A 22,909-nucleotide genomic window follows, 5' to 3' on the forward strand; every position below is an offset into this window, starting at 1 on the left:
CCGAAGCAGGAGATAAAAACTGATGGGTGACTGGATTGTTGTTCCCATAGTGCTGCCCGCCGTGATGGCCGCCCTGATTGTTCTGGCGGTACGTCACGACATTATCCTGCAGCGCGTATTTTCGATTACAGCGACGGTTGCCCTTGTGGCGGTCACGCTTTCGCTTCTGATCTTTGCCAGCGGCAATGGCCCGGAAATGTATGCGTTGTCGGACTGGCCGGCACCGTTTGGCATTGTGCTGGTGCTTGATCGACTGTCAGCGATGATGGTGTTCCTGACATCGCTCCTGGGTCTTGGTGTTGTCCTGTTCGCGTCAAGCGAATGGGATCAGCGCGGCAAGCATTTCCATGCCCTGTTCCAGTTCCAGCTTATGGGGGTTAATGGTGCGTTCCTGACCGGTGACGTCTTCAACCTGTTTGTCTTCTTCGAAGTTCTGCTGATCGCGTCCTATGGCTTGATGCTGCATGGCGCGGGTGCGGATCGACTGAAGGCGGGCATGCAATATGTCGTCATCAACCTGACGGGTTCGTCCCTGTTCCTGATTGGTGTCGGCATAATCTATTCCGTCACCGGAACGCTGAACATGGCCGATCTTGCCATTCAGGTGACCAAGGTGGCGTCCGGTGATGCGGCCCTGCTGCGTGCAGGTGCGCTGATCCTGCTTCTGGTCTTCTGTGTGAAGGCGGCTTTGGTTCCGGTTCACTTCTGGTTGCCGGGAACGTATGCCAATGCACCGGCACCGGTGGCAGCATTGTTTGCGATCATGACCAAGGTCGGGGCCTATTCGGTTCTGCGTGTTTACTCGCTGGCCTTTGGTGATACGGCCGGTGACATGGCGTGGCTGGCTCAGCCCTATATCCTGCCCGCCGCCCTGATTACGCTGGTGTTGGGCATGACCGGGGTTTTGGCGGCAAAACGCCTTAACAGCCTGATTGCCTTTTCCGTGATCGGATCGATGGGGACCTTGTTGATTGCCTTTGGGCTGTTCACGCCGGAAAGCATTTCGGCGGGTCTTTATTATTTGCTGCATTCGACCTTCTCGGCCGCTGCCCTGTTCCTGATTGCGGATCTTGTGGTGTCACGCCGCGGTCAGTATGGCGACAGCCTGAATACCGCGCCGAAGTTCCATCAGTTGGGCTTCCTTGCCGTTCTGTTCTTCGTCGGTGCCATCGGGATGGCCGGGATGCCGCCGCTTAGTGGCTTTATCGGTAAGTTGCAGATCCTTGATGCGGCACGCGACAGTGATGCCATGGTCTGGATCTGGTCGATCATTCTGGTGACGTCGCTCATGTGTATCGTCGGCTTTGGCCGGGCAGGCAGTGTTCTGTTCTGGAAGAGTGCCTCGGTCGATGGCGAGATCACGGTCGAAGGTGCGCAATGGCCGGTTCTGCCGATCGTGGCTGCTTGCAGCATGCTGGCGGCCTTGATCGCGCTTACGATCTTTGCCGGGCCGATCAGCGACTATCTGCAAGGTGTATCGGCACAGCTGTTTGATACGTCGCAATATATCGAAGCGGTGCTGGGCGAAAATGCCTTTGCACAGATTGGCCAGTAAGGGGAAGGACAGGATCATCATGATGAAACGTTATCTGCCTCATCCGCTTCTGACACTTTCGCTTCTGGTCGTCTGGGTCTTTCTGGTGAACGAGATTTCGGCTGGTGCCGTGATCTTTGGCCTTATCCTTGCGATCGTTATTCCGTTGATCACATCCAGTTTCTGGCCGGGTCGTCCGCGCATTCGCAATGTCTATGCGATTTGCGAGTATGTGCTGATCGTGATGTGGGACATTCTGGTTGCCAACGTTATCGTTGCCGGCCTGATCCTGTTCCGCAAAACCGAAAGCCTTGAGTCCAAGTGTGTTGTTGTCCCGCTTGATCTGACCTCGACCGAGGCGATCACGACCCTTGCCGGCACGATCACCATGACGCCCGGTACGGTGACGATTGACCTGAGTGCCGATGCCAAAAGTCTTTTGGTTCATTGCCTGCATGCGCCCGATGCTCAGGGCGTGGTCGATGACATCAAGGACCGTTACGAACGCCGTCTGAAGGAGATCTTCGAATGATCGAATATGCACTGAATTTCGGCTTCATTTGCGTCGGACTTGCGCTGTTGATGAACCTGTATCGCCTGACGGCGGGGCCGACTACGGCTGACCGGGTTCTGGCTGTCGACACGATGGCGATCAATGCCATTGCCCTTCTGGTGCTTTTCGGAATCGGGCAGGGAACAGCGATGTATTTTGAAGGTGCGCTCTTGTTTGCCATGTTCGGCTTTGTCTCAACTGTTGCCTATTGCAAGTTCGTCTTGCGTGGCGACATCATCGAATAAGGGAGCGATAAGATGCCGTTTGTTGTTGAACTCATCATCTCGCTTCTGATCGTGATCAGCGGGATATTCCTGTTGGTTGGATCGTTCGGGATGCTCAAGCTGCGTGATCTTCTGACGCGTTTGCATGCGCCGACCAAGGCAAGTACCGTCGGGCTTGGCGGGGCGCTGATTGCCTCGATGCTGTTTTTCTGGGTGGAACGCGGAAGCTTCACCATCCATGAATTGCTGATCACGCTGTTCATTTTCCTGACTGCGCCGATCACAGCCAACCTGATAGCCAAGGCCTATATGCTGCTGAATGTGGATCCGAATACGGAACTGCCGCCGAGCAACCAGGACGAAGGCTGGTCGACTTTCGATCCGATCGGGGCCGAAGGATATGATCCCAGCGAGGAATATCAGGAAAAGGAAACCTGAAAGGGGAACGACCTTTGAGGTCTCACCTTTGAAGTTTCAAACGGCACCGGGAAACCGGTGCCGTTTTTTGTTTGATGGTGGCGTGTTGCCTGCGACAGAAGCGCTTGCTATGACGAAAGGCAGAGAGACGGGACAGAGACCACCATGCCGGATTTTGCCATCGAAGATCAGTATCGCGGCCGGATTGCCGGGATCGACGAGGTCGGTCGCGGTCCGCTGGCAGGCCCAGTGGTCGCCGCCGCAGTTATCCTGCCGCGTGACGAACGTTTGCCCGTGGACCTGTTGGCAGAGCTCAATGATTCCAAAAAGCTGTCGGCAAAGAAACGCGACCGGCTCTATGAAATCATCATGAGCTGTGCCGAGGTCGGCATTGGTGCCGCATCCGTGCGCGAGATTGACCGGATCAATATCCTGCAGGCGACCTATGTCGCCATGCGCCGTGCGGTGGATCGTCTTGATAATGTGCCGGATCAGGCACTGGTCGATGGCAACCGTGATCCCGGTTTACCCTGTGCGGTCGAAACGGTGGTGAAGGGCGATAGCAAATCGCTATCGATTGCCGCGGCCTCCATCGTTGCCAAGGTGGTGCGTGACCGCGCTATGGCGCGCCTTGCGGTGCGCTATCCATTCTTTGGCTGGGAAGGCAATGCAGGTTATGGCGTTAAAAAACACATGGCCGGATTGGGAGAGGTTGGCCCCACGGCCCATCATCGCAAAAGCTTCAAGCCGATTGCTGATTTGTTTGAAGCGATGATGGCGGCTCGCTGAGCCTAAGCCACGGCCATCTGGTTAACCGGCACGATATGGGCCCGTACCAGATCGGTGCCGTCTTCCTCGCGGGTGATGGCGGCAAAGCCATCCTTATGGCGAATGGCGACCCGTTCATGGACACGGCATTCGGTGCGGAACTGAATATCAAGGTTTTCGGGATGAAAGTCCGGACGACCATCCGGACCGGCAACCCCCATGACCCACTGCATCAAGCGCACATTATTGACATGCCCATAGAGGTCCAGATCAGACGGACGCGCCTTGATGTTATCAACCGTTGGCAAAGGATCCTTGGTAAAGGCCGGGCGTAAAGCCGGTTCGATCAGTTTGGGGCCGGGGGGATCGGGCAGACGTTCCTCGATCCATTCGGGCCATTGGGCCGCACGACGGGTGGTCAGGTCAAACATCACCCAAAAACTTTGTGCGACACCAATTACCTCGCCTTTGCTGTTGGTCAGGCGAAAGTCACGGGTTGCGACCCGGCGCGAAACACCCGACGGCCAGGTTTCAACCAGAATATCCTCGCCATTACCGGGATAGTCGCGCATGTGAATGACCATGCGCGCCAGAACCCATGCAATCCCCTGATCAACCGTGTCGTCATAGGCCAGTTTCAGTATGCGTGCGCCCCAGCCGGCGGCATCCTGCATGTAATCTGCGAGTGCCGACATCATGACCCTGCCATTGTCACCGATCTCGGAATAGCGAACGCGATAGGTTCCTTTCCATCCGCAATTGGCGGGAAGTTCGGCTTCTGAAATGTGGTTCCAGTCGATGGTCATGGTGGGGCCTATATGTGGGGAAGACCGGCAGTGGTGGTTGGTGAGATCAGTATGACGGTTTCTGGCGCATCTTTTTGGTGTCGCCACGCTTCTTTTTGGAATCAACGCGTTTGCGTTTGGCTGACAGGCTGGGCCGGGTTTTTACACGGTATTTCTTGCGCTCGGCGGCCTTGCGCAGAAGGGCCAGAAACCGCTCAATAGCATCCTGCTTGTTGCGTTCCTGGGTGCGGTGGCGCTGGGCATCAAAGATGATTTCACCGTCATTGGTCAGTTTGCTACCGGCAAGTTCGCGCAGACGATTACGTACGCGGAGCGGCAATTCGGTCAGATCATCAATGCGCACACGCATCTGAACGGCACTGGAAACCTTGTTCACGTTCTGCCCGCCCGGGCCAGAGGCACGGACAAACTGAAAGGTCAGATGGCGTTCATCGAGATAGAGGCCATTTTCAATTTCAAGCATGGCAAACCGAACGGATTTTTGATGCGTTTCAAGGTGATAAATTAACTGAGTGCGATGGTCGGCTATTGATTGAATTTACGTATTTCTATGCCTACATTACGCAGAGCCTATTGCAATAGGCTCTCATCTAACCTGTCAGGGCTGAGACTGACTGTAAACAGGAAATCAATGCTGCGCGTCTCGCATATCTATCTGGCCCTTGGGTGGCTTTCTGTTGGTCTTGGTGTGATTGGCATTTTCCTGCCGCTTCTGCCAACGACGCCGTTCATGCTGTTGGCAGCCTGGCTGTTTGCCAAGGGATCGCCGCGCCTGCATGACTGGATATGCAATCATCCGCGTTTCGGAACATCAATCCGTCAGTGGAATGAATATGGCGTGATCAATCGCCGTGCCAAGGCGCTTGCGATGGTGGCTTTTCTGGTAGTGATTACAGCATCGCTGGTGCTAATCGAGAACCGTTGGGTCGTGATGATCCAGCTTCTGGTCGCGATCCCGGTCAGCTGCTTTATTCTGTCGCGGCCATCAGAAGCCCGGTTGGCGAAGGTGCAAAATCCCACCAATCCGGGGGCTTAGCCCGCCTTCTTGCGGGACAGTTCTTCCTGGCAGGTCTCTTCGAGCTTATCGAGTTCATCAAGCGTCGCATCAATGTCTTCGCGCTGCTTGCGCAGGGTGTCACGTCGTTCATTGACCTTGTCGACCAGTGTGGTCAGCTGGGTGATCTCGCTGCGGTCCCCGTCATAAAGATCGAGAAGATCGCGAATTTCCTTGAGTGAAAATCCAAGCCGCTTGCCACGCATGATCAGTCGCAGGCGCACACGGTCACGTTGGCTATAGATGCGGGTCTGACCTTGCCGCTCGGGCGAAATCAGTTCCTGATCCTCGTAAAACCGGATGGTTCGGGTGGTGACTTCAAATTCGCGGGCAAGGTCGGTGATGGTGTAGCTGTCGTTCATGGTGGCTCGATCATCTTTACGCTTACGTAAACTGCAGGCTACATGCTTTCGCCAGTCGCGACAATCGACAATTCTTTTGGCAGCTCAACACAGAAGGTGCTGCCTTCACCGGGTTTGCTGGTCACATCAATGCTTCCGCCATGGCGATCGACGATCTTTTTACAGATCGCAAGGCCGATGCCAGTCCCGGCATAATCGCCATATCCATGCAGACGTTTGAAAATCTCAAAGATCGTTTCGTGATATTGCGGGTCGATGCCAATCCCGTTATCGGCAACGAAAATCCGGTAACTGTCCGGTGTTTCCGAGGCAAAGATACGCACCTGCCCATTCTTGGGGTCGCTGTATTTAAGTCCGTTGGATACAAGATTCTGGAACAGCAGCAGTAACTGGCTGGCATCGCCCATCACGGTTGGGAAGACGCCATCGCGGATGATGTTGCCTTCCGGGGCCGATCCGGCACGGCGGAAGTTGGTGACGATGGCATCAAACAGGCTATCAAGTGGTACCGGATTGAACGGTTTGCCGTGGCGGCCAACGCGCGACAGGGTCAGCAGGTCATCAATCATGCGCTGCATGCGCTGGGTGCCATCAACTGCGTAATGGATGAACTCGTCAGCAGTTTCGTCCAACTGCCCCTGATAGCGCCGTGCAAGCAACTGTGTATAGCTTGAAACCATGCGCAGCGGTTCCTGCAAGTCATGCGAGGCAGCATAAGCGAACTGTTCAAGCTCCGCGTTAGAGCGTTCCAGTTCCTGCATCGTGCGCTGGATTTCGCGTTCGTGGCGTTTGCGTTGGGAAATATCGCGCAGCGTAATGATGTAGTGATATCGCTGATCCGCGGAAAAATGGCTGATCGCGACTTCAAGCGGTACGTTGCGGCCGCTAAGGGTTGATGCCAGCACCTCGATCACGCCGGTGCCAAGATCGGTCAGAAGCCGGTTGGGTGGTGGCGGGGTCAGCGGCGTATGTTCGCTATCGGGCAGCAGGAAACGAATGATATTGCGCAATTCCGGATCGCCGGTAGGACCACAGAGTTCCTGCGCGCGCGCATTCAGTGGTTCGATGCTGCCATCATCGGATGCGACAAGAATGGCATCAATGGTGTTTTGCAGGATGGCGCGGGTGCGCCCTTCGCTGCGTTTAGATTGGGTGACAAGATCGGCCAGTTCGGCCGCCTGTTGGCGCAGTAATCGGTCGCGCTGCACGGCAAGGGTCACATCGCGAATGATCAGCGAGCAGAGCGTGCCATTGCGTTTGGTCTTGATCGGGTGGACGCGGATCGATTGTTCCATGCGGTCAAAGCTTGCGGCAAATTGAGGCAGGGGACGCAACGGCAGGGCACCCTGATTAAGGGAGGGCGAAATAACCGCAGGCATCCCGAATTTCAGGCAATCTTCAATCGCCAAGCTGACACGGCCAAGCTTTGTGTCGGGAAATACATCATGCAGTGATTTGCCCAGAACCTGTTCGGGATCCTTGCCAGACCGGCTTTGCATCCACTGGTTCCAGTGACAAATCGTGCCGTCCGGGGCAAGCGCAATCAATCCCGTGTCTGCCGTATCAAGCAGGGCTGCGAAAAGATCGGCAGCATCGCTGTCACGGTTCAGATCAAAGGATTGCGGTTGTTTCGCGCTATCGGGTTGCGACTTTGTCATTCACCTCACCGGTTATCCAAGGGAGTTGGCCAGAAAACGGCGAACCAGTTCCCGCAACATCTGAATGGATTCAAGATCCATGACAAACAGGACATAGCCATCGATATCGTTCTGTCGCAGCATGAATTGTACATGCAAGATCATCAGAACGGGATGGGCGCCTGCGTTGCCTTGTGTGGCGTCTTCATCAAGCAGGGCACGGGTTTCACGTTTGCGAAACGTCGGCATGGAGCAATTGATTGGCTCGCCCAGCACATTTGAAATACTGCCAAGGCAGGCATTGAGGATGATGTTGCCGACCTCCATCAATGCTTCCTGTTCAAGGTCGGTCAGCGAATCAAGTGGTACATCGACCTTAAGCAGGCTTCGGACAAGTTCCAGACTGCGTACTTCGGGGAAGACCAGCATGGCTTCGCCTGTGAACGGACCGTGAAAGCTTTGGCTGACAGCAGAAACAACCTCGGTCGGGGCGTTGGCCAGTTCGCTGTCGGCAAAACGTTCAACAAACGAGATGGCCGGCACCGTAAGTTCGACCGGCTGTTCAACCATTTCCGAAAGCGATGACGCCGCACGTCCGACACCAATATTGATCAGTTCACTGATTGTATCATGTTCGAGTTCGGTGAGTTCGATCATTGGGCAGCTTCCCGCGACATGATGTAGTCGCGAATTTTCTCTTCGGTCGGGGGTTTCGGAATGAAATCAAGTCCAAGGCTTTCGGCCTTGTTCTGGATTTCCTGTTGAATATTGGCAGTTAGCAGCGCGATTACAGCCCCGGGGAAGCGTTCGCGTAATTTCCCACCCAGTTCTAGGCCATCCATGCCGGGCATATTGAAATCAACCAGCATGTAGTCATAGGTCTTGGTATCGACCATCTCAAGCGCCTTGGCGGCGTCTTCGGCCTCAGCGATTTCCCAATCAGTGAAATTGCTGGAAATGAAAGTCTTCACCAGCAGACGGGCAAACTTGCTGTCATCAACGAGCAAAACGGATTTGTTGTTTGGCATCTTCTTCTCGATTGTGCGGGGCTATGCCAAACCCGTTGTCAGGGCAACGGGCGTGGCGGGGCTAGAGTTCATTTTCAATCTCGACAGTTGGTCGTTGAATGAAGGCGACAATTTCTTCGGGCGGCAGCGGTGTTGCAAACAGGAAGCCCTGAACCTCGTCACAGTGACATTCACGCAGGAACTGCATCTGTTCATTGGTTTCGACCCCTTCGGCAACGACCTTGAGGCCAAGGTTATGGCCCATGGCGATGATAGTGCGTGTGATGGCCGCGTCGTCAGTATCAATCGTGACATCGCGTACGAAGGATCGATCAATCTTGATGCTGTTGATCGGCAGGCGTTTGAGATAGGCCAGCGACGAATAGCCGGTGCCAAAATCATCAACCGCGATCTTAAGGCCCAGATGGCGGAGCTCATCAAGAATGGTGGCGGACTTCTTGATGTCTTGCATCATCGCCGTTTCGGTGACTTCAAGGACAATGCGGGCAGCCGGAGTGCCGGTTTCGGTCAGGATGCGTGAAACGGTCTCGGTTATGTGGCCTTCGATCAACTGTCTGGGCGACAGATTGATCGCAATTGGCATGGCGGGAAGTGATTGCGCTTCCCAGTCGGAAATCTGCCGGCAGACTTCGCGGAGTACCCATTCACCTATCCTGCCGATCAGACCGGTTTCCTCAGCCACCGGGATGAATTGCATGGGGGAAATATAGCCCCGACCGGGCTGCTTCCAGCGGATCAGGGCTTCAAGACCACAGACCTGATTGGTGCGAAGATCGACCTTGGGCTGGTAATGCAGTTCGAACTGATCCTTTGCCAGTGCCTCGCGCAGGTCGTTTTCGATGACGAGGCGCGCCATCGCACTTTCATTCATGGTCTTGGTGAAGAAGTGATAGGTGCCGCCACCACTTGATTTCGCACTATACATCGCTGTGTCGGCATTGCGCATCAGAGCCGGGAAATCTTCACCATCGGATGGGTAAAGCGCGATGCCGATGGATGGTGTGACAAACAGAACGCGCCCCTTGATGTCAAAGGCTGGTGACAGGGCTTCAAGGACTGCTTGCGACAGGATGACGGCTTCCTGCGTTTCTTTTAGATCGGGGATAATGATCAGGAATTCGTCACCGCCCAGTCGCCCGACAATTTCCTGTCGCCCGATCACGCGTTGCAGACGGAGTGCAACGGCCTTGAGCAAAAGGTCACCGACATCGTGGCCAAGGCTGTCATTGATCACCTTGAACCGGTCAAGGTCGATAAACAGGATCGCGGTGGCGCCACTGCGTCCCTTTGTCTCGTCTTTATGGGCCAGCAAGGCATCCGACAGGCTGCGCTCCAACATGCTGCGGTTGGGCAGGTTGGTCAGCGTGTCATGGTTGGCCATATAGACCAGTTGTTCTTCATAACGTTTGCGGACCGTGATGTCGTTAAGCACAGCCGTCATCAGCGGAGTTGCGCTGTCGGGGATCAGGCGCAGGGCAATCGACACATCGATTTCCCTCTGATCGGCGCGCACGATGGGCAGGGTAAAGCGCTTCTCGACAGTCTGCGTGCCGGCGGGCTGGTTCGCGAGTTCTTCAAGGCTGTGCTCAAGAAGTGGTACGGCACGCGGCAGCAGGAATTCATGCAATGTCCGGCCTTTGGGCGTTTCATCGCGCATCAGGCCGAGGATTTCCTTGGTCGCCGCGTTGCATTCAACAATCCGGCCGATCGGCGTGATGGTCAGGATGCCGTCAGCCGCATTTTCCATGATCGCGCTCAGACGGCTTTCGCGTTCGCGAACTTTCTGCTGGCTTTCAAGCAAGCGGTCGAGTGTCGATGTCACCCGTTCCATCAAACCGCGCGTGGTGTGCAGGATCAGGCCCAGTTCGTTGCGCGCATGATGGGGCGGGATATCAATCGCCGTAGAGTCGGGTTTTTCCGGATCGATCTTGCGCAATTGGCTGGCAATGCCCAGAAGCGGCTTGGTCAGTGTGGTGTAGAAAAACGCCACCAGAACCAGCCCCAGCAAAAGGTTGCGCAGGATGCCGGACAATAAAATGCGTGATGCGCGGTTCAGAAAGCCATCCGCAATCAGGTCGGTATCGATCTTCACACTCAGATGACCGACTAATCCGTTTGGTCCGTCTGTGGTGAGGGCGATTTCATATTCCTGGTTCTCCCCAAACATGATCTGGGTCAGGAATGTGCGGTTCGAACTAATGGGTTGTTCGGCCTTGCTTGCCAGAACATTGTTGAAATTGTCGCGAAGCTCGGCCTCGTAGACCGGCTCATATTCAAACAATCCCGATACAACGCGGGCGGCCAAGGTTTCATCAAGACCGTATGCTGCCTGGGTGGCAGATTCGCGCAAAGTCGCCAGAACCTGGTTCACGGTGCGGTCTATCAGGTTCTGTTCTTCGCGCAGATCCCAGACAATCTGAATGCCGCTAAACATCAGGCCAATCAGCAAAGTAAGCCCGACCGCAATCCTTGCCTGTTTGACAGACAAGCGATCCCGCCATCTAAGCCGTTGTTGATCAAGGCCTTTTTCTGGCAATCCGATCCCCACAGATTCTTGTGTTCTATCCCTTGCGCAGCAGATTATGGGTTTGTGGGTTCAAAAGCAATTCTCAGCGGGATTTAGGAACTGGAAAAGCGGCAAGAAATCTGTATGGTCTGCGCTGCATTGCAGCGGGATCGGGCCGATCCGTTTTTGGCTTCGCGTATCGCAGCCGTGTCATGCAGATAGAATACTACGCAAAAAATTAGGGTTTTATTGGAGTTGCACACAACTGCTGTGCGTGATAACCCAATTCCCGAGAGAGAATGGCCGAAAGCGGGTGCAGCCGCAATCTGGCCCGCAACCTGTACGGAGTTACACCATGACCTATGTGGTGACGGAAAACTGCATCAAGTGTAAGTATCAGGACTGCGTCGAGGTTTGCCCCGTCGATTGCTTCTATGAAGGTGAAAACTTCCTGGTGATTCACCCTGACGAATGCATTGATTGCGGTGTTTGCGAACCGGAATGCCCCGCCGAAGCAATTATTCCCGATACCGAGCCGAATCTGGACAACTGGTTGGAAATCAACCGGAAATTTGCAGAAGTCTGGCCAAATATTACCCGCAAGGGCGATGCGCCTGCCGATGCGGACGAATGGAACGGCAAATCGGGTAAGACCGAAATGCTGTCCGAAGCCCCTGGTGCGGGCGACTGATTTTTCGGACTAACCCCCGGATATTTCATGCGATTTTCAACCCACTGGCCTTTGCCAGTGGGTTTTGCGCATGGCTGCCTTGAACAGCTTGTAGGGAAAATCCCTGTAAACTGATGACGTGTTGTGTTATTGTTCACAATTCGCGCTAAGGGCTCGACAGGCTCATTCCGAAATGTCGGATTTCCGTATTTGAAATTCCTGTCTGAACCGCGACTTTGCCAAAAAAGCTTGGTCGCGTGCAGCTCTTTGCGTCGCTGGTTCTGTAGTGTTGCAGTTGAATGACCAGGCCTGATTGGGCCGGAAGGATGCTTGATGTCGGATAAGTTGCCGTTTGCTGTTGGCGATTACGTTGTTTACCCCGCGCATGGCGTTGGCTGTGTCGATGGCCTGGAAACCCAGGAAATCGCGGGGCAGGAATTGCGCCTTTATGTAATTACCTTTGACTCCAGCCGCATGACCTTGCGCGTGCCGGTGAACAAGGTGGGCAACTCCGGTCTGCGCAAGCTGTCCTCGAAAAAGCAGATGGATTCTGCGCTCGTAACCCTCAAGGGCCGTGCGCGCGTCAAGCGCACCATGTGGTCGCGCCGCGCACAGGAATACGAAGCAAAGATCAATTCCGGTGATCCGGTATCGATTGCGGAAGTCGTTCGCGACCTTCACCGTAGTGCGACCCAGCCGGAACAGTCGTTCTCTGAACGCCAGATTTACGAAGCTGCGTTTGAGCGTCTTGTAGACGAGCTTGCCGCGATTGAAAAAATCGACAAGGACAAGGCGTCTGGCAAGCTTGAAAAGCTTTTGCATAAGGCCGCCTGATTGCGAAGGCGCCTTTAGACACCTATTTATAAAAACCGGCCCGCAAGGTACTCTTGGGCCGGTTTTATTTTTGTTTTTTGGCAGGTTACAGCGATGAGTACAGTTCTGGCGCCAATCAAGCCGGCTGAGCGAATCTGGGTCGTCGGCGCAATCAATGGCGACCGCGACGCACTGCGTTCTGTTCATCAGAAACTTGCGCAGCGCATCAAACCGGGCGACAGGCTTGTCTATCTTGGCAACTATTGGGGTGAAGGCACCGCTGAAAACGTGGTTGCGGCCATCAACGAGTTGCTGCTGTTCCGTCGTTTCTTCATTGCCATGGACGGTGTTGATATCACCGATATTGCCTTCCTGCGTGGGGCGGCTGAAGAAATGCTGTCGAAGTTGCAGCAGATCCAGTTTGCCCCGAACCCCGGTGAAGTCTTTGACTGGATGCTGACACGCGGCATTGCCGGAACAGTGCGTGCCTATGGTTTTGATCCGGCCAATGTACAAAGAACCATGCATCAGGGCGCGCATGCGATTTCACAATGGACATCGACATTTGGCGATGCTGTGCGACGCCATAGCGGCCATAACGCATTGCTGTCTGACCTGAAACACGCGGCCTATTCCACAGACGGGCGCTTGATCTTTGTCCACACGGGACTGGATGGCTCGCGGCCGCTAACCGGCCAGACCGATACATTCTGGTGGGGCGGGTCGATGTTTGAGGCCATCACCGAACGCTATTATGATTGCGCGCGCATTGTCCGCGGTGCGTCACAGGGGCAGGTCGGTCTGCAGGAACGCGAATTTACCCTGTCGCTTGATGGCGGGGCTGGCCGTGGCGGCCAGTTGATTGCGGTGGCCCTTGATGGTCAGGGAACCATCGTCGAGCAGATTACCAGCGACTGACCTGGTGTTGGCCAGCTTTGATCTGGCCCGGTGAAGTCCCAAAACAAAAGGCAGCATGAAACATGCTGCCTTTTGTTGTATCCGGAGATCGTCAGGTGATGGGTCTAATGACGCACCACCTTGACCAGCGATCCGACGGCAGGCGACTGACCACTGCCAAGACCATTGATCGTGGCAAAGACGTCTGCCGGTGCCTTGTCGACTTCCATGTCATCAATGAATGTCTGCAGGCTATATTCCGGGTTCACCGCGCGCACCTTGATGCGAAGCGGGGTATAGATCTGCTTTTCACGGTCGGTCAGGGGGCGGAAGCTATAGGTCGTGCGACGCAGCGGCAGGTTATAGCTGTCGGCCTGATCCAGCGGGGTGACAAACAGGAACTGATAGGCCGAGCTGCCATGGCGGATCACAACCACGCGCAGGCGCGCCGGGCCTGACCGCAGCGAGATATCGGCACTGCCGGTCGCGGCTTCCTGGCCTTCGATATCGAGCATCTCGATATTGCGAATGGCGATCTGTTTGGAAAAGCCGTTCTGCAGATAATGATCAAGGCGAATGTCCTTGGCGCCCGGTGCGCCTTCAAAAATGATCTGCGCCCCTTTGCCGTCCTGGGCGATCACCGCGGTTGGCTGATTGGTCATGTTAAAGCCATCAGGCACTTCAAAGCGGAAATCGAGCGGCACATGGACAAATTCCTGTCCGCGGACATAGCCCTGATCTGGCCCATCACCATAGAGAATGCCATCAATAGCCGTCATGTAGCGCACAGCACCGCGTTCCGGATTGGCAGCCGCGGTTACATTCGCACTTTGATGGGCCTGTTCGATACGATCGAGCGTACGCGGGTGGGTTGCCATGAAATCATACTGGTCGACATCATCCGGGGATCGACCGGCCAGTTTGGCCTGGAGGCGCGAATGGGCGCGCAGCTTCTCGAGGAACGTCGCCATGGCATCCGGGTCGTAACCGGCGCGCGTGATATAGCGAATGCCAAGCATATCGGCTTCGAATTCATGCTCGCGCGAGAAGGACTTGAGATAGGCGTTCGCCCCGGTCCCGATCAGATCGCCCGCACCGTTGCCGATGGCAACAGCAAGGCCGCCCGCCAGAATTTGCGTCAGGACGCCACGGCTATAGCGCTGGGCAGAGTGGCGGGCAACGACGTGGCCAATCTCATGCGCCAGAACACCAGCCAGCTCTGCCTCGTTGGTGGCAAGGGCGGCCAGACCACGGGTGATATAGACATAGCCGCCGGGCAAGGCAAAGGCGTTGACGACCGGCGAATCAAGAACTGTAAACGTGAATTTCTCGTTCGGGGTTTCCGAAACCGCAACAAGCTTTTCGCCGACTTCGGTCACATAGGTCTGTAGGTCCTTTTCGGTGTATTGACCACCGAATTCCTTGACCATTTTCGGATGTTCTTGCGAGCCGATCTGTTTTTCCTGCTCTGGCGACATGAAGGCCGTAAAGCTGTCCTCACCGGTGGCCCGGTTGGTCGAACAGCCGGCAACTGCTGTGCTGAGCGCAATCGCTGCAAGCACGCCGGCAAGATGTTTATGTGATCGGAAATTCAGCCAGCCCATTGATATCTTTCCTCGTGTCCTTTGGCCGCGTAAGCTGCCCGGTATTGTTCCAGCAAAGCCCACCGGGAATTGGTAGCGCGTGTTTTCGGATCATTCAATCTTTTCGCAAGCCCCGATAAAGCATCAAAAATGGGGAGATTTTTGGGCCGGATTGTCATCAGTGCGCCAGAAAGGTGCGGCAATGCTGCTTGGTGCCGTCCTTTGTGCCGCAAATTTGCCAGCAACAGCCGCCGAATGGCAGTGTGGAACAGACATTTTCGCAGCAAATAACGTGCAAGCGGACTTGGCAAACCACCCGGCACCGGTTTGGCGGGATGTGCAACTCAACATTGATGCGGTTGATGCGTTTTCGGTATCTGATCTTCCGGGTAAATCATTTCGGCTTGCGGATATCGCGTTTGTCCCGGGTGTTGATGATGCGGCAAGGGCGTGGTTAGGGCAGGCGCGTGAGAACGAGGTGTCGATCACGTCACTTGCCGAGCAACCCGATTTCCTCGGTCGCACACCGGTTCTTATTGACGATCCCGTTGTGGGCGACTGGCGGGAAGAGCTTCTGACTGCCGGTCTGGCAATGCTTGTTCCTGAAACCGGGCAAGACATCTCGCACCTGATCGGGATTGAGGACTCGGCAATCCAAAGCAAATCCGGCATGTGGTCCGATCAAGGGGTGGACACTGCGTATTACGTAGTTGCTGATGACACGGCGGCTGGAGATTTGCCGACGGCCAGCGATGCAATTGGTCGCTTTGCCGTGATTGATGGCTCGATCAGAAGCATCGAGCATCAGGAATGGCGCAGCTACCTTAATTTCGGAGCGAACTGGCGTGAGGATTTCACCATCGCACTTGATGCGACCCTGCGGGATGGCTTTGCGCAAGGCGGTGATTTTCAGGGAGTTCTCGATACTTGGGTCGGGCAAAAAGTTCGGGTGCGAGGCGTGATTGAAAATCGCGGTGGGCCATACATCACTCTCGATAACCCGTTCTGGTTATGCCTTTTCCAAGATGAAGGGGCGCAATAGGACTTGTTCTGAGGCCATTGTTCGTGAGACTTCTTGTCCGCGCCACCACCGGCCAAACAGACATATTGGCATTCAAACAAAGAGGTCCTTCGCGTGCTCTATCCCGAAATTTCGCCCCATCAGTCGGGTTGGCTATCTCGTGAAGATGGTCATGAGATTTACTGGGAAGAAGTTGGTAGTCCTGACGGGTTGCCGGTGATCTTCCTGCATGGCGGCCCGGGTGCGGGTATTTCACCCAACAGCCGTCGTTTCTTTGATCCCGCAAAGTATCGCGTAATCCTGCTTGATCAGCGCGGGGCGGGGAAATCACGCCCGTTCGGCAGTCTTGAAAACAACACCACCGATCATTTGATCGGCGATATCGAAGCCCTGCGCGAAGAGCGCGGCATTGAACGCTGGCTGGTGTTTGGCGGGTCCTGGGGATCGACACTTGCGCTGGCTTATGGGCAGGCGTGCCCAGAACGGGTTGCCGGCTTTGTCCTGCGCGGTATTTTCCTTGGCACGACGTCAGAAATCCAATGGTTCATGGAAGGCATGGGGCGTTTCTTCCCCGAGGCAGAGCGCCGCTTCCTTGATACAGCAGGCTTTGCCGACAATCCGGGCTATCAGAAACTGCTCGATCGCTATGCCGAGATTTTCGCAGGCAAGCACGGCGAGGACGCTGCGATTGACGCCGCGCGCGTCTGGTCAGCCTATGAAGCAACATGCTGCACGCTGTTGCCTGATGATGGTTTGGTCGAGGACTTCGAAGGTGATCAGATCGCACTGGCACTGGCCAAGCTTGAGCATCATTACTTTGTGCATCGCTGCTTCTTTGAAGAAGACCAGCTGATCAAAAACGTCAGTCGCATTTCGCATGCGCCGGTTGTTATTGTTCAGGGGCGCTATGACGTCGTGTGTCCGCCGGTTTCGGCCCTTGCGCTTCATAACGCGTGGGAAGGGTCGGAGCTGATGATTGTCGATGATGCCGGACATGCAGCCAGCGAACCGGGCATCATTCGCGAACTGGTTAGGGCAACAAACCGGTTCGATGGCAAAAAGTTCGTGTAAAATTAACAGACAAACAGCATTGTGTTGTTGAGTTTGAAAACCTATCGGCTAGTATAGCGCACCGATTGATCTAGTGGGGACTTGGTTAATGAAGTTGGTTTTGGGGAAGCTGCTCGCAGTTTGCGTTCTGTTCGCTTTTGGAAGCACGGCGCATGCGCAGCAAATTCTTGGAAATGATAACGATTCCGGACTGCTTGAATTTTCGACCGGTATGGTCGACATCACTCAGGATGAAGAAGCAGCTGAATTTCGTCTGAACTACCGTGCCCAGCACGCGATGTTTGACGTCACCCGCCCGATCGGCGGTGTGATGGTGACCTCCGAAGGTGCGGTTCACGGCTATGGCGGTCTTGCAGTTGACGTTCTTTGGGGCGATCACTTCGTTTCCAGCGTCTACACCTCGGTTGGTGCATACCATCAGGGTAACGGCGAAGACCTTGGTCACTGGATTGAATTCCGTTCCGGTCTCGAGCTTGGCTTCCGCTTTGACAGCCACGAACGTCTGAGCCTTGGCATCTCGCACATCTCGAACGCCAGCATCGGCGACGAGAACCCGGGTACGGAAATTCTGTCTTTGACATATTCCTTCCCGATTGAGCGCCTGTTCGACTAAGGCGATCAACATCAAAGATTTCCATCAGCCGAGGGTGATCACATCCTCGGCTGATTTGCGTTTGGGGCCAGGTTTGGCCTCGAAAGGCGGCAATATCCGTGCCCTCGCGGATTGATCGCCGTCGGTTTTGCTGCTAATGGAATGCTGCCTTTTGGCAGTGCGCCCGTAGCTCAGCAGGATAGAGCACCAGATTCCTAATCTGGGGGCCACAGGTTCGAATCCTGTCGGGCGCACCATATCTCCCCTTCCTTTGCGGTTTTCCAGCTCATTGTCACGGTTGTTGGCCTATCGTGCCGATGTTCCGTCTTGCTTGAAAAATAAGTGCTTCTTTCTCATATCGCTAGAAAGGGGGCTTGCACGCGATGCAGTCTGTCAGCCTCCCTATAAAACCGGTCTGGGAGGATAAAATGACGAACTGGATCAGACTTCCGAACAGCGAAGGCCAATGTGTGTCGCGCCCGGATGCGCAGGGCGATCAGAAAACCTATCAGCGCGAAGTTGGACGCGCCGGTTTTCAGGGACCAGCAGCACAAATTTATCATCGCCACCCGCCAGCAGGCTGGGCGACTTTTGAAGGTCCGTTGCGGCCGCGCGCCTTTTCGCTGGCCAAGCTTTCCGCCGGGCCGGCCTGTCCGCTTCAGGCGCGCCGGGTTTTGCATAATGACAGCATGGAAATGCGGTTCTGGAAAACCGAAAGCAAGATGCACGCGCTTGCGCGCAATGCCGATGGCGATACCCTGATCTTTGTTCATAACGGCGCCGGTGCCCTGTTTTGCGATTACGGGCATTTATCCTATCGTGACGGGGATTATATCCTGCTGCCGCGCGGCACGTCCTGGCGGATTGAGCCATCAGAGATGTCTGAACTCATGATGATCGAGGCAACGGCGGATGCCTTCAAGCTGCCCGACGTATCGCTTGGTGGGGAAGCGGCGGTTAATCCCATGCTGTTTACCTTGCCCCGAATTGATGATGCCTTCATTGCCCAGCAGGATGATGCATTCTGGGAAATTCACATCAAACGCCGCGGGCAGGTATCCACCCTGACCTATCCGTTCAATCCGCTTGATGCGATTGGCTGGGAAGGGGATCTTTGTGTGGTGAAAGTGAATTGGCGCGACCTTGCCAAACATCGATCAAGCGGGCAAAGAACGCCGCCGGCGGCATCCTGCACCTTTGTCACCGAAACATTTTCCGTCAGCACCTTTATCCCCAAGGTGGGCGAGGGCGCGTCAGGCATCATGCGCGTGCCGTTTTATCATTCCAACGAAGATGCCGACGAGTTCATCTTTTACCATCGTGGCGAATTCTTTAGCCGCGGGGAAATAAAGGCCGGAATGGCAACTTTCCACCCCAGCGGTTTCCCGCATGGCCCGCATCCAAGTGCCTATCAGAGCAAAATGGTCAAGGCCCCGGTGGAAACCGATGAAGTGGCGGTCATGATCGACAGTCGGGCGTTTTTGAATGTTGATGAATCGATCCCTGATGGTGCGGAATGGAAGGCCTACGTAAAAACGTGGGAAAAGGCCGAAGAAACACTATAAGCACTTGCTGTCTTTCGGTGAAAAATGGCATTTTGGCGCCGCGAGTTGAGGATGGTATTTTCGGGGAAGGTTGTTAATGTAATTGTCAACTTGTCGGGATAGTTTAAATCGTCCCGAAGAACTCTGGCTAAAATGACAAACTGTTCATTACACAATGCTTTCCAACGCCGGAAATCCTGATAACAAGGGGCATCAGGATGACCGCCAGACATCAGCGCCGTTACCGGTTAACCAAAGCCAAGAATGAATAAACAGAAGATCGTAAAATCCGTCAGTCACAAGTCTCCCGAACCGCATGAGGTGCCGGAAGACCCATTGGCATGCCTGCCGCAAACCTTTGAATCCCGCGGTGTCAGGACCCCGTTTACCACCAAGACCCTGCGCTATGCGCGCGTCTCGATCGGTAAGGGCGGACGGAAAATGATCATGTTGCCGGGTCTGTCCGGTGGGCTTGGTACTTACGAAATGCCGCTCGATACCCTGCGCGAAGTGTTTGATCTGTCGGTGCATGACCGCATGCTGTTTGATCGCGTGCTTGAGCTTGAAGAAGTTCGTCCGCAGACAGTTCTTGAACATAGCCGCGAAGTTGGCAGCACCGGTGTTGGCGGTGTGGAACTCGCGCGCGTTTGCATCCGCCGGAACTGGAACGAAAAGGCATCGCGTGAACTTGGTCAGATGGCCGTTCTGCATCAGGCCCTGCGTCAACTTGGCGGTGAAGCCGTCAAGGACATGAAGCAAGAAGAACTGATGACCACCGAAGGCCAGATCCGCGCACGTAAAGCACTGAACCGCTTCGCGTCCGAGCACAAGGTAGCCAATGACACCATCATCGATAGTCTTGGCGAATGGAGCAAAATGATTGCCCCGGTTGGTCTTGATCTTGAAGGATGTCAGGGCCAGCTGCGCGTTTTGGCCAACGGGCTTAAGAAATTTGCCCAGGATATCGAGGAATGGGCGAACTCCGAGCAGTCCGATTTCCGCTTCATGGCCGGGCGTATCGTAAGTGCGACCCGTTCAACCAGCGAGCATGCCTTGAAACGCATTGCCGAAGTTGATAGCTGGAACAGCGAACTTGGCAAGGTTTTGACCGATTGGGAGCGCGCCAAACAGGACATTGGCAAGACAGTCGAATATCTTTGGTGGCTGCTGGATGGCTGGCAGGAACTGATCGATGTCTGGGAAAAACGATCCCTGACAGATCGCTCCAAGCAGCGCGAAGTCGTCGAGGAAATCGCAAGTTTCGCACCGGTTCTGCCGCTTTCGGAAATTGCCATCTCGGAACAGCAGTTCTGGGCTGATGTGCGTGTGAACCAGATGCTTTGGGCCGGTGAATTGCGTAAACTTGGCAGTGGTGAGATTGACGCCGACATGATGGACCGTCTCGAACGCTTCAGGAGACAGACGGCATGAAGATTGAAGACGCCGGAAAGCTTGGCGTTTCCCAACTTGGACAGCTGTTTGAATCCCTTAGCAGCAGCGAAATCGCGCGCTTTACCCGTGCGATCGAAAGTGATCGTGCCGATCCCAAACTGCCGCTGCCGCACGAAGCCATCCTGCAGATTCTGCGCCCGCGTCTGGCGTCGCTTAAGCCCGAACGCTATCCGACACCGATGCGTCAGTTCTGCGATCCATTCGAGGATCTGCTGACGTCCGCTGAGCCCAACGAAAAAAGCATCCGCATCAGCCGGTCTTCGTTGATGCCGATCTGGAATGTTGTGGTGGAGTCCGGCGGGCCTGAATTCCAAAAGGCCATGCAGGATATCGACAAGGCCGCAGCCACCCGTGACACCGCCAAGCTTGCCATTGCCGAACGTCAGCTTTGGCAAATTGGCGCACGCACGATCGAAGATCAGATCGAAGATTCCCATGGTGGGGTGAAGCAGGAACGCGCACTTGCGACCCGTTTGGGATCACGCGTCCATATGCCGGCCTTTGCCGAGGTTGGTAGAATTCTGCGTGTTGGTGATGAAATTGCCCAGTTGCGTGAACGGTTCCCGTCTGCGCCGATCAGGGTTCTTGATCCCAACGATGTGAAATGGCTGCGCGACCTGTTCGTGTCGATTTCCAAGGAAAAACCCGGGCTGGAACCGATGTTCCTGCTTGCGGTTCTTGCCCGCCTGTTGCGGCCGAGCGAGTTGTTCAAGCTGATCCGTGTTCTTTCCAGCAAGTCTGACGACCGCACGATCGAGAAAACCAATCTTGCCGAAACCGGTGATCTGATCATCGATCTGCTGGCCGAAACCGTGACCGAGATCGAACAGGGTGTCGTTACCGGCAAGGACGAAGCGCACATTCTGTCGCTGGCCCGTTGGTATGCATCCGAATTTGTCCGCATCACCCGCGAATTCAAAATCCGCAAGGATGGCCGTTGGGGCGAGAAGCTTCTTGAAACCCGTCGTCGGGTGTCTCGCGCGCTGGCCGACACGATGTTTGGCGCGACGCCAGAACGCGTGATTGATGCCTTGCCAAAACTTGAAGCTGCCCAGGGGCCGGGATCGGGCCGCAGTGGATTGGCGCGTCCGATCTTCTCGCAGGAATTCGATGACGACAAAGTCCTTGCGGCAGAACGATCAGCAGAGGCAATTGCCGAAACCGCCCGTATTTCCGATGTGTTGGCAGCGCAAAGTTCGGCGGCCAAGGCAGTGGTGGAGCTTAAGAAGAAGCTCAATCAGATCGGCCGTGCCGGTGTGGACAGCATGCGCCGTCTCACACCCGAAGAGGTGCCCAATGCGCAGCGAAACCTGATGGCAACCGTGCGTTTGCTTGAAATCGTCGATGGCCCGGATGATGCCGATGTGCTGCGTCGCCGCGGGATGAATGCACTGCGCGCGTTGACAGCGGATCAGAAAGCGAGCTGATCAGGCCGGCTTCGCCTGCTTTCCTTGTCCGCGGATCAAGGTCGTTACTGTCTCAAGCTGATCAAGCCAGTTCATGAAGGCCCGGATCTTGGGAAGTCGTGCACGGCTTTTCGGGCAGCAGGCGTAATAGTGAAACGGGCTTGCTTTTGGTTGTCCGAAGGGTGCAATGATCCGTCCGGTCGCCAATTCATCCTCAATCGCAAATGTTGGCAGTAGTGCCACGCCAAGTCCTGCAGCGGCGGCCTGCATAGCCATGGTGAAGTGTTCGAACTTCGGGCCGTTTTCCCCGTCAATGTCACTGAGGCCACTGGCCGACAGCCAATCGGCCCAGCCGCGCGGGCCGGTTGCGATGTGCAGCAACGGGAAGTTCCGAAGGTCCTCTGCCCGTGGCGGGCGTCCCAAATTGGCAACCAGTTGCGGGCTGCAGATCGGTACCATTTCCTCGCCATGCAGGATGTGGGCATCAAGTTCCGACCAGTTTCCTTCGCCAAACAGAACAGCAATATCGATCTGTTCGCGGTCAAAGTCGGGCATGCCGATCCGCGAGATGAAGTTGATGGCGATTTCGGGATGTTTGCTTCTGAATTCAGGCAATAATGGAATAAGGCAGCGTGAACCAAATGTCGGCGGGGCGGCCACCGTCAAGACACCGCTTTCCGATCCGCCAGACAAAAGCGTAAGCGTCGCGCTTTCAAGCTGATCAAGGGCCGGACGGATGGATTGCAGATAACTTTCACCTTCCGGGGTCAGCACGAGGCGTTGCTTTTCTCGGGCAAACAGCTTGCACCCCAACCAGGTTTCAAGACCCTGAATCTGCCGGCTTACTGCACTTTGCGTGAGGTAAAGTTCCTCGGCCGCACGTGATGCGCTGCCAAACCGGGCGGTCTGTTCGAAGCAACTAAGCGCCTTCAGGCTGGGAATGCGGCGGGCCAATCGGGTGTCCTGAAAAA

24 protein-coding genes and 1 tRNA gene are annotated in these 22,909 nt (G+C 55.3%); 16 read left to right on the plus strand and 9 right to left on the minus strand.

Annotated features, from left to right (window positions below; all coding sequences use genetic code 11):
- The first annotated feature begins 22 nt into the window (after positions 1 to 22).
- The 5 genes from CMO10_RS14665 to CMO10_RS14685 all read left to right on the plus strand — a co-directional run bounded on the left by CMO10_RS14665 (position 23) and on the right by CMO10_RS14685 (position 3,517).
- Positions 23 to 1,555 carry a monovalent cation/H+ antiporter subunit D gene (locus CMO10_RS14665; RefSeq protein WP_297023642.1) on the plus strand — a complete coding sequence of 511 codons (1,533 nt, stop codon included), beginning with the start codon at positions 23 to 25 and terminating at the stop codon, positions 1,553 to 1,555.
- Between the two features lie 19 nt (positions 1,556 to 1,574).
- Positions 1,575 to 2,066 (plus strand): Na+/H+ antiporter subunit E, encoded by a 492-nt coding sequence (locus CMO10_RS14670; RefSeq protein ID WP_044827707.1) that lies wholly within the window; start codon positions 1,575 to 1,577, stop codon positions 2,064 to 2,066.
- Entirely contained in the window at positions 2,063 to 2,332 is a 270-nt protein-coding gene (locus tag CMO10_RS14675; protein ID WP_044827708.1) for a K+/H+ antiporter subunit F, read from the plus strand. The genes CMO10_RS14670 and CMO10_RS14675 overlap by 4 nt, the downstream gene beginning before the upstream one ends.
- 12 nt (positions 2,333 to 2,344) lie before the next feature.
- Positions 2,345 to 2,749: a Na+/H+ antiporter subunit G gene (locus CMO10_RS14680; RefSeq protein WP_044827709.1), complete on the plus strand. Its 405-nt coding sequence runs from the start codon at positions 2,345 to 2,347 to the stop codon at positions 2,747 to 2,749.
- Positions 2,750 to 2,893: 144 nt separating this feature from the next.
- The gene (locus tag CMO10_RS14685) at positions 2,894 to 3,517 is read left to right on the plus strand and encodes a ribonuclease HII (RefSeq protein ID WP_297023646.1); all 624 of its coding nucleotides are present in this window, start codon (positions 2,894 to 2,896) and stop codon (positions 3,515 to 3,517) included.
- 2 nt (positions 3,518 to 3,519) lie between these two features.
- Here the strand turns inward: CMO10_RS14685 and CMO10_RS14690 are convergent, their stop codons facing one another.
- Together CMO10_RS14690 and arfB are read right to left on the minus strand one after the other, a co-directional pair.
- Positions 3,520 to 4,302, minus strand: a complete 783-nt coding sequence (locus CMO10_RS14690; protein WP_297023649.1) for an acyl-[acyl-carrier-protein] thioesterase — start codon at positions 4,300 to 4,302, stop codon at positions 3,520 to 3,522.
- 46 nt (positions 4,303 to 4,348) lie between these two features.
- A complete protein-coding gene (gene arfB, locus CMO10_RS14695; protein WP_044827712.1) occupies positions 4,349 to 4,765 on the minus strand; it encodes an alternative ribosome rescue aminoacyl-tRNA hydrolase ArfB in 417 nt (138 codons plus the stop codon).
- A 168-nt stretch (positions 4,766 to 4,933) separates the two neighbouring features.
- Between arfB and CMO10_RS14700 the strand changes: the two genes are divergently transcribed.
- Positions 4,934 to 5,338 carry a YbaN family protein gene (locus CMO10_RS14700; protein ID WP_044827713.1) on the plus strand — a complete coding sequence of 135 codons (405 nt, stop codon included), beginning with the start codon at positions 4,934 to 4,936 and terminating at the stop codon, positions 5,336 to 5,338.
- On the opposite strand, the gene CMO10_RS14705 is transcribed toward CMO10_RS14700, so the two are convergent.
- The 5 genes from CMO10_RS14705 to CMO10_RS14725 form a co-directional block, all read right to left on the minus strand.
- Positions 5,335 to 5,718, minus strand: coding sequence for a MerR family transcriptional regulator (locus tag CMO10_RS14705; protein ID WP_297023654.1), 384 nt, complete (start codon positions 5,716 to 5,718; stop codon positions 5,335 to 5,337). The genes CMO10_RS14700 and CMO10_RS14705 overlap by 4 nt on opposite strands.
- A 38-nt stretch (positions 5,719 to 5,756) precedes the next feature.
- On the minus strand, positions 5,757 to 7,376 hold the full coding sequence (locus tag CMO10_RS14710; protein WP_297023656.1) for an ATP-binding protein: 1,620 nt from the start codon (positions 7,374 to 7,376) through the stop codon (positions 5,757 to 5,759).
- 12 nt (positions 7,377 to 7,388) lie between these two features.
- Positions 7,389 to 8,012, minus strand: a complete 624-nt coding sequence (locus tag CMO10_RS14715) for a chemotaxis protein CheC (RefSeq protein WP_044827716.1) — start codon at positions 8,010 to 8,012, stop codon at positions 7,389 to 7,391.
- Positions 8,009 to 8,383, minus strand: a complete 375-nt coding sequence (locus tag CMO10_RS14720; protein WP_297023660.1) for a response regulator transcription factor — start codon at positions 8,381 to 8,383, stop codon at positions 8,009 to 8,011. The genes CMO10_RS14715 and CMO10_RS14720 overlap by 4 nt, the downstream gene beginning before the upstream one ends.
- Before the next feature lie 61 nt (positions 8,384 to 8,444).
- Positions 8,445 to 10,871 (minus strand): putative bifunctional diguanylate cyclase/phosphodiesterase, encoded by a 2,427-nt coding sequence (locus CMO10_RS14725; RefSeq protein WP_297023661.1) that lies wholly within the window; start codon positions 10,869 to 10,871, stop codon positions 8,445 to 8,447.
- A gap of 373 nt (positions 10,872 to 11,244) precedes the next feature.
- Between CMO10_RS14725 and fdxA the strand changes: the two genes are divergently transcribed.
- From fdxA to CMO10_RS14740, 3 genes are all read left to right on the plus strand, one after another.
- A complete protein-coding gene (gene fdxA / locus CMO10_RS14730; RefSeq protein WP_044827718.1) occupies positions 11,245 to 11,580 on the plus strand; it encodes a ferredoxin FdxA in 336 nt (111 codons plus the stop codon).
- A 312-nt stretch (positions 11,581 to 11,892) separates the two neighbouring features.
- On the plus strand, positions 11,893 to 12,393 hold the full coding sequence (locus tag CMO10_RS14735) for a CarD family transcriptional regulator (RefSeq protein WP_044827719.1): 501 nt from the start codon (positions 11,893 to 11,895) through the stop codon (positions 12,391 to 12,393).
- Positions 12,394 to 12,486: 93 nt separating this feature from the next.
- Positions 12,487 to 13,290 carry a hypothetical protein gene (locus CMO10_RS14740; RefSeq protein WP_297023674.1) on the plus strand — a complete coding sequence of 268 codons (804 nt, stop codon included), beginning with the start codon at positions 12,487 to 12,489 and terminating at the stop codon, positions 13,288 to 13,290.
- A gap of 104 nt (positions 13,291 to 13,394) precedes the next feature.
- On the opposite strand, the gene CMO10_RS14745 is transcribed toward CMO10_RS14740, so the two are convergent.
- Positions 13,395 to 14,873, minus strand: a complete 1,479-nt coding sequence (locus CMO10_RS14745; RefSeq protein WP_297023676.1) for a M48 family metalloprotease — start codon at positions 14,871 to 14,873, stop codon at positions 13,395 to 13,397.
- A gap of 316 nt (positions 14,874 to 15,189) precedes the next feature.
- Here CMO10_RS14745 and CMO10_RS14750 point away from each other — a divergent pair, with 316 nt between their 5' ends.
- From CMO10_RS14750 to CMO10_RS14780, 7 genes are all read left to right on the plus strand, one after another.
- Positions 15,190 to 15,894: a hypothetical protein gene (locus CMO10_RS14750; RefSeq protein WP_297023679.1), complete on the plus strand. Its 705-nt coding sequence runs from the start codon at positions 15,190 to 15,192 to the stop codon at positions 15,892 to 15,894.
- A 93-nt stretch (positions 15,895 to 15,987) separates the two neighbouring features.
- Positions 15,988 to 16,944: a prolyl aminopeptidase gene (gene pip / locus CMO10_RS14755; protein ID WP_297023681.1), complete on the plus strand. Its 957-nt coding sequence runs from the start codon at positions 15,988 to 15,990 to the stop codon at positions 16,942 to 16,944.
- An 88-nt stretch (positions 16,945 to 17,032) separates the two neighbouring features.
- Positions 17,033 to 17,557 carry an acyloxyacyl hydrolase gene (locus CMO10_RS14760; RefSeq protein WP_044827724.1) on the plus strand — a complete coding sequence of 175 codons (525 nt, stop codon included), beginning with the start codon at positions 17,033 to 17,035 and terminating at the stop codon, positions 17,555 to 17,557.
- 159 nt (positions 17,558 to 17,716) lie between these two features.
- Positions 17,717 to 17,793: transfer RNA gene (locus CMO10_RS14765), tRNA-Arg, on the plus strand.
- 171 nt (positions 17,794 to 17,964) lie between these two features.
- Positions 17,965 to 19,101: a homogentisate 1,2-dioxygenase gene (locus CMO10_RS14770; protein ID WP_297023685.1), complete on the plus strand. Its 1,137-nt coding sequence runs from the start codon at positions 17,965 to 17,967 to the stop codon at positions 19,099 to 19,101.
- Positions 19,102 to 19,344: 243 nt separating this feature from the next.
- Positions 19,345 to 20,511 carry a hypothetical protein gene (locus CMO10_RS14775; RefSeq protein WP_297023687.1) on the plus strand — a complete coding sequence of 389 codons (1,167 nt, stop codon included), beginning with the start codon at positions 19,345 to 19,347 and terminating at the stop codon, positions 20,509 to 20,511.
- Positions 20,508 to 21,959, plus strand: coding sequence for a hypothetical protein (locus CMO10_RS14780; protein WP_297023691.1), 1,452 nt, complete (start codon positions 20,508 to 20,510; stop codon positions 21,957 to 21,959). Before CMO10_RS14775 ends, CMO10_RS14780 begins: the two co-directional genes overlap by 4 nt.
- Here the strand turns inward: CMO10_RS14780 and gcvA are convergent, their stop codons facing one another.
- Positions 21,960 to 22,892 carry a transcriptional regulator GcvA gene (gcvA, locus tag CMO10_RS14785; protein WP_297023694.1) on the minus strand — a complete coding sequence of 311 codons (933 nt, stop codon included), beginning with the start codon at positions 22,890 to 22,892 and terminating at the stop codon, positions 21,960 to 21,962. It abuts the gene before it with no gap.
- Between the last annotated feature and the right edge of the window lie 17 nt (positions 22,893 to 22,909).

Source organism: Thalassospira sp. (assembly GCF_002709775.1).
Lineage (GTDB): Bacteria > Pseudomonadota > Alphaproteobacteria > Rhodospirillales > Thalassospiraceae > Thalassospira.

Bases quoted from the DNA above. Each gene is read 5' to 3' on its own strand.
- CMO10_RS14705 (WP_297023654.1), bottom strand. From the start codon at position 5,718: ATGAACGACAGCTACACCATCACCGACCTTGCCCGCGAATTTGAAGTC.
- CMO10_RS14675 (WP_044827708.1), top strand. From the start codon at position 2,063: ATGATCGAATATGCACTGAATTTCGGCTTCATTTGCGTCGGACTTGCG.
- CMO10_RS14740 (WP_297023674.1), top strand. From the start codon at position 12,487: ATGAGTACAGTTCTGGCGCCAATCAAGCCGGCTGAGCGAATCTGGGTC.
- CMO10_RS14760 (WP_044827724.1), top strand. From the start codon at position 17,033: ATGAAGTTGGTTTTGGGGAAGCTGCTCGCAGTTTGCGTTCTGTTCGCT.
- CMO10_RS14710 (WP_297023656.1), bottom strand. From the start codon at position 7,376: ATGACAAAGTCGCAACCCGATAGCGCGAAACAACCGCAATCCTTTGAT.
- CMO10_RS14775 (WP_297023687.1), top strand. From the start codon at position 19,345: ATGAATAAACAGAAGATCGTAAAATCCGTCAGTCACAAGTCTCCCGAA.
- arfB (WP_044827712.1), bottom strand. From the start codon at position 4,765: ATGCTTGAAATTGAAAATGGCCTCTATCTCGATGAACGCCATCTGACC.
- CMO10_RS14665 (WP_297023642.1), top strand. From the start codon at position 23: ATGGGTGACTGGATTGTTGTTCCCATAGTGCTGCCCGCCGTGATGGCC.
- CMO10_RS14715 (WP_044827716.1), bottom strand. From the start codon at position 8,012: ATGATCGAACTCACCGAACTCGAACATGATACAATCAGTGAACTGATC.
- CMO10_RS14735 (WP_044827719.1), top strand. From the start codon at position 11,893: ATGTCGGATAAGTTGCCGTTTGCTGTTGGCGATTACGTTGTTTACCCC.
- CMO10_RS14685 (WP_297023646.1), top strand. From the start codon at position 2,894: ATGCCGGATTTTGCCATCGAAGATCAGTATCGCGGCCGGATTGCCGGG.
- CMO10_RS14720 (WP_297023660.1), bottom strand. From the start codon at position 8,383: ATGCCAAACAACAAATCCGTTTTGCTCGTTGATGACAGCAAGTTTGCC.
- CMO10_RS14680 (WP_044827709.1), top strand. From the start codon at position 2,345: ATGCCGTTTGTTGTTGAACTCATCATCTCGCTTCTGATCGTGATCAGC.
- CMO10_RS14770 (WP_297023685.1), top strand. From the start codon at position 17,965: ATGACGAACTGGATCAGACTTCCGAACAGCGAAGGCCAATGTGTGTCG.
- CMO10_RS14780 (WP_297023691.1), top strand. From the start codon at position 20,508: ATGAAGATTGAAGACGCCGGAAAGCTTGGCGTTTCCCAACTTGGACAG.
- fdxA (WP_044827718.1), top strand. From the start codon at position 11,245: ATGACCTATGTGGTGACGGAAAACTGCATCAAGTGTAAGTATCAGGAC.
- CMO10_RS14670 (WP_044827707.1), top strand. From the start codon at position 1,575: ATGATGAAACGTTATCTGCCTCATCCGCTTCTGACACTTTCGCTTCTG.
- CMO10_RS14745 (WP_297023676.1), bottom strand. From the start codon at position 14,873: ATGGGCTGGCTGAATTTCCGATCACATAAACATCTTGCCGGCGTGCTT.
- CMO10_RS14700 (WP_044827713.1), top strand. From the start codon at position 4,934: ATGCTGCGCGTCTCGCATATCTATCTGGCCCTTGGGTGGCTTTCTGTT.
- CMO10_RS14690 (WP_297023649.1), bottom strand. From the start codon at position 4,302: ATGACCATCGACTGGAACCACATTTCAGAAGCCGAACTTCCCGCCAAT.